General features: G+C 69.7%; 5 protein-coding genes and 1 pseudogene. 3 read left to right on the forward strand and 3 right to left on the reverse strand.

Annotated features, from left to right (window positions below):
* Positions 1-158: pseudogene (locus G3I60_RS46170) on the forward strand (ATP-dependent helicase); the annotation flags it as partial.
* A gap of 220 nt (positions 159-378) precedes the next feature.
* On the forward strand, positions 379-696 hold the full coding sequence (locus G3I60_RS43355) for a hypothetical protein (protein ID WP_164299650.1): 318 nt from the start codon (positions 379-381) through the stop codon (positions 694-696).
* Between the two features lie 231 nt (positions 697-927).
* Here G3I60_RS43355 and G3I60_RS43360 read toward each other — a convergent pair whose 3' ends face one another.
* Together G3I60_RS43360 and G3I60_RS43365 are read right to left on the reverse strand one after the other, a co-directional pair.
* Positions 928-2,208 carry a PP2C family protein-serine/threonine phosphatase gene (locus tag G3I60_RS43360; protein ID WP_164299651.1) on the reverse strand — a complete coding sequence of 427 codons (1,281 nt, stop codon included), beginning with the start codon at positions 2,206-2,208 and terminating at the stop codon, positions 928-930.
* Between the two features lie 238 nt (positions 2,209-2,446).
* Entirely contained in the window at positions 2,447-2,857 is a 411-nt protein-coding gene (locus G3I60_RS43365; RefSeq protein WP_269288316.1) for a hypothetical protein, read from the reverse strand.
* 399 nt (positions 2,858-3,256) lie between these two features.
* On the opposite strand from G3I60_RS43365, the gene G3I60_RS43370 reads away from it, so the two are divergent.
* A complete protein-coding gene (locus tag G3I60_RS43370; RefSeq protein WP_164299654.1) occupies positions 3,257-3,823 on the forward strand; it encodes an ANTAR domain-containing protein in 567 nt (188 codons plus the stop codon).
* A 27-nt stretch (positions 3,824-3,850) separates the two neighbouring features.
* Here the strand turns inward: G3I60_RS43370 and G3I60_RS43375 are convergent, their stop codons facing one another.
* Complete coding sequence (locus tag G3I60_RS43375; RefSeq protein ID WP_138354259.1) at positions 3,851-4,246, reverse strand: hypothetical protein; 396 nt, start codon at positions 4,244-4,246, stop codon at positions 3,851-3,853.
* Positions 4,247-4,769: the final 523 nt, after the last annotated feature.

The raw sequence follows: 4,769 nt of genomic DNA on the forward strand, positions 1-4,769 counted from the left end.
CCCCCAGCGGCATCCCGTGTGTCATCGCCGCACCGGTCGTGGAACGCGCCAAGCGCAGCGCCACCGCCACCCGCGGCCGACGCAGCCGCTTCGCCCAGGCCCGCCGCTCCGGATCAGGCGAGCGCCCGGCGCCCCGCACGACCACCACCGCCGCGTAGCACCACACGCTCCTCAGGGGCCGTGCCACCCCCGGTGTCCGGGTGGCACGGCCCCTGCCGTTGGTCCTGACCGGCGGGATGTGCCGTTCGAACACGGAGCGGAAGCCCTCCAGCGGGTCACCGTGCTCATGGCTGAGCCAACCGGGTGCCCCGGCGATCCGGAGGGGCTCGGGGGAGTGACGGATGGTAGCCGGGGCACACAGGTAGTCACTGATATCGCGTGGAAAAGGTAGAGATGATGATTGATTCCGGTACTGCGACGTTGGTGGAAGAGTTGCGTGAGCGGGCGGGCGCGTTCGTGAACTCGCACGTCGATCTGTGGGTCACCGTGGAGGACGACGGGACGCTGATCCTGGCCGGCCAGGACCCCGCCGCCCTGTTCCAGGCAGCTGCGGACTGGCTGGAACAGGGGCCCGCGTGCACCGTTGTCGATACCCGCTGGGGCTGTGGGACCACCGAGCCCGCCTTTACGCTGTGCCTGTTCCTGCGCCCGCCGGGCGCTGAACTGACGCCGCAGCGGACGGCTGAAAGGGTCTAGGGTCTTTCCCGATCCCAGCGGAAGCCGGAACCAGACAGCGGCGGCGCGGACTCCCGCGCCGCCGTCCGGTTTGCCCGGTGCGACACCCCTGGTCACTGCCTGCGTCAGATGACGAGGAGGGCGGTCGGGCAACCATCACGAAGACCAACCGGCGGGGCCGGCCGGTCCCTGCTGTTGACCGGTCACCCGCGCACGGGCTGCGCGAATCCTGCCGCCGTGGGCGGGGCGTCTTCAGCGTGGTGCGGTTCGGTGGTGGGTCGTGGTGGAGATGTCGGCCTCGGTGTCGGTGGCGGGCGAGGCTTCGGTTACGTCGGCGCCGTGGTCGGCGCGGCGTCGGGTGTCGTGGGTTCCGTACCAGTCCAGGCACATCACGGTGGCGTCGTCCTGTAGTTGCCCGTCGTGGGCTTGAACGACGTGCTCGATCAGGACGCGGGCGGCTTCGCGCGGGTGCAGGTCCTGGGTGCTTTCGATGAGCGCCGACAGGTCGAGGTCCGCGGCCCTGCGTTCCAGCATCCCGTCGGTGAGCATGATGAGCCGGTCCCCGGCCCGCAGGTCCAGGTGCTGCACGGTGTAGGTGTGGGGAGCTGTGAAGCCGAAGGGCATGTCGATGTCCGGCACGAGCTGCTCGACCTTTCCTCCGCGCAGGCGCAGGGGCCAGGGGTGGCCGGCGTTGATGAACTCGGTTCGACCATCGTGCAGGCTGATGCGCAGGAGTTGGCCGGTGACGTAGCGACCCCCGCTGTGCTCGGCCAGGGCCTGGTCGGCCTGCCGGGCCTGTCCGGCGAGGTCGGCGCCTTGTCTTCGGGCGCGGCGCAGGGCGCCGACCAGGAGGGTGGCCAGCAGGGCAGCGTCCACGTCGTGGCCCATGGCATCGGTGACGGACAGCTGGACATGGTCACGGTCTATGACGTAGTCGAACGTGTCGCCGCCGACGAACTCGGCCGGCTCCAGGGCGCCGGCAACCGCGAACTGGGCCGCTTCACACGCCAAGGACGCAGGCAACAGCCGGTGCTGGATCTCGGCGGCCAAGCTCAGCGGCGCGGTACGCCGACCCCACTGGTAGAGATCGGTGAAGGGCCGATTCGCGATGACGATGTAGCCAAAAGCGTGGGCGCTACGGCTGATCTTTCGCAAGGTGTTGGGGCCCGGGTGGTGGGGCAGGTAGAGCTCCAGCAGCCCGATGGCATCCCCGCGGTTGGTCACCGGCGCGATCACCCGCGTCCAAGCACCGTCCCCGATCCGCTCCACATGCGGTTGCTGGGTGCGGATCACCTGGTCGTACACCGTGCCGGACACGGCGATCGCGTCAGCGGGACGGTCCAGGTCGATATTGTCAGCGGCGCCCAGGCGCACGACGGCGGCACCCGTGAAGTCGGTGATCAGGAACGACACCGACCGGACCCCGAACTGCCGCCGCAGCGCCGCGGCGATGACATCGACGGACTCTACGGGCGGCGCGGCCTCCGCCGCAGCCAACGCCTCACCCAGTCCGTCGATTCCACTGTCCGGCATGGGAGCCCTCTTCCCGCTGTCGTGCCCGTCCCAGCACCTACCGGTTCCACGAACTCCGGGCAGGTACGAAGAGGCAAACTATCCCACTGCAGGAGCGGGTTCCGACCCGCCTGGGCGATACCGTCGCGCCCGGTGCCATGGATCGGTGCCGGTATGCACTGTGACCCGGACCCCACCATCCGCTGGTGGCGGCGCGCTCGTCGAGGGCATCGTGCCCGCCGTCCACGCGGTAACCGGGCTACCAGCGGTTTCCGTACGGTTCCGGGGCACCGCGCAGGTGCGCCAGACCGCCGAGCAGCATCCCTCCGGCGGAAGCGGCATCCATGAGGCGGCGCTGCTCGTGGGAGCCCTTCTCGCCCTCGATGGTGTCGTCGGGCCAGGTCCCCGGTCCGACCACGGCGAGTGCGACCAGGCCCCGGTCGGCCGCCTCCTGCCAGAGCGGTGACACGGGGCGTTGCTGCGGGCACAGCAGACGGGAGCGACCAGTGTGCAGTTGCGTGAGTTTCCCGTCCTGGACCGTCACCGAACACCGGGTCACCGGCCACAACCCCGCGCTCCACGTGCGGGCGGTCATCCGCGCCAGTCCGGCAGCCCGCACGCGCACCGCCAGCTCGCCGTACGCCGCCTGATCGGGAGGCTGAACGGTCACCACCGACCACCAATCGCCCGCGCGCAACGCCATCACTGCCCGACCCCAGCCCGTCACCGTCGTCTCCACGCCCGTCCAACGACCCGGCCGGGCTGCGGAATCGGCCGATAGGCCGTGCGGGTGAGCGATCCAGCACACCGGCGCTCGTATCGCTGGTGCGGTGGCTCCGGTCGGGGAATCGAGGTGGCCTCCAGAGCGAGCCTTGTGCGCGGGCGGGGGGAGTTGGGAGTCTGTGTGCACCGGGCTGGAACGGGAACTGCTGTGCGGATGGCGGTGGTCGTGGTGGAGCGGTGGTCGGCGGTACGCCGGGTGAGTCAGGCGGCGGCGGGTGATACGTCGGGGCTTCCGGGGCGTCTGTGCCACGCGTTGTGCGGGGTGTTGGAGGCGGACTGGGCGGTGATGTCCCTGCTCAGTGATACGCCCGGCCGCCAGCTGCTGGCGGTGAGCGGCATGCCGGCTTTACGGCTGGAGGAACTGGAGTTCTTGGTGGGGGAGGGCCCGTGCCACAGCGCCAGCCTCACCGGACACCCCATGATGATCGGAGACCTCCGCCACCAGGTCACCCCTTGGCCCTTCTTCGGGACCGCCGCGCGCGAGGTGCTGCCACGGGTCGGCGCGATCCACGCCTTCCCGCTGCGCTGGGCCGACGAGCGGTTCGGGGCGGCCGCGGTGCTCTACGCCCAACCCCGCGCCACCCCCTGGGCACAAACCCGGCAGGCCGCTGCCGCTGTGGATACCGCGGCCGCCGCCCTCCTGGACAGCTACCGGACAGAGTTTCTCCAAGGGGCGGACCTGCCGTGGGAACCGGCCCGCCTCCTGGAGACCCACTGGGGCGCTACCCACCGTGCCGCGGGAGCTCTGGCCCTGCGCCTGGGGATCCCCTTCGATGAAGCCCTCGCCCGCATGCGCGCCCTGGCGTTCACGACCGGACAGTCCCTGCGCGACATCACCACCTACCTGACCTGACCGCCCGGGCCTGACCTGGCGAGGCGGTCACCCGGTCTCGGGGAGGTGCGGGTGGTGCTCGCAGGATTGCGCCCGGTGCTGCTCCCACTCCATGGCGCGTTGGATCTGCAGGTCGTCCAGACCGGTCGCTTCGGACAGTGCCTGAGAGGTGAGCCCGTGGTGCTGTTGTGCCAGGGCGCGCCGGATCTGTCCGGCCCACAGCTCCTCGGGGACGAACGGCCGCTCGCGGTACTCCTGCTGCAGGGCCATGAGATGTTCGGGCGAGCAGGCGGCGATCAGGCGCCGGCCGTCGCGTGCCCGATCGCTCGCGTGGATGGCGGAGGAGTCCGGGACGACGTTCAGATGGCATCCGTCGGTGAGTGGCCGGGCGCACGCATCGCAGATGTCCGTCAGCGGGACGGAACGTGAGTGGTCGGGTCGCATGCTGTTCTCCTGCCCTTTCATGCCATGTCGCGCCCCGGCGCTGTTGAGCGGGAGCCAGGATGCCTGTCGGCTGATGCCACGAAAATCTATCGCGCGTGAAGTAGACATTCGCTTCTGGGTCTGGGTAGAGTTCTGGTCGTAGCCAAGAAGGAAGCAGGGCACGGCAGACACGAACTGCCGCGCAGAGTGTGTGGCACGGTGATGGAATCCGGTGGCCGGTAAGTGCAGGTGGGCCGCAGGGTTGATTGCCGGGTCGGGCCGCCCCGGGAGGGGCCGCCGTGCAGTAACGCGGTACGGCAAGTGCAGTTCTGACACGCAGTACCCGCAGTTCAGCAGGACCGCATCATGCAGGACAGCAGTACCGGATGCAGTTGCAGTACCCAGCAGTGAAGTCAGTGAGTGGTACCTCGGTGAAGGCGTCGGCTGCGGGCGCGCGCACTGGGAGGTTCGGCAGTGGGGTTCTAAGCCAGGGCAGTTGTAGTACGGGCGACGGGGCTGGCTGTCGGAGGGTGGTGTAGTGAAG

The sequence above is a fragment of the Streptomyces sp. SID13666 genome, assembly GCF_010548325.1.
Lineage (GTDB): Bacteria > Actinomycetota > Actinomycetes > Streptomycetales > Streptomycetaceae > Actinacidiphila > Actinacidiphila fildesensis.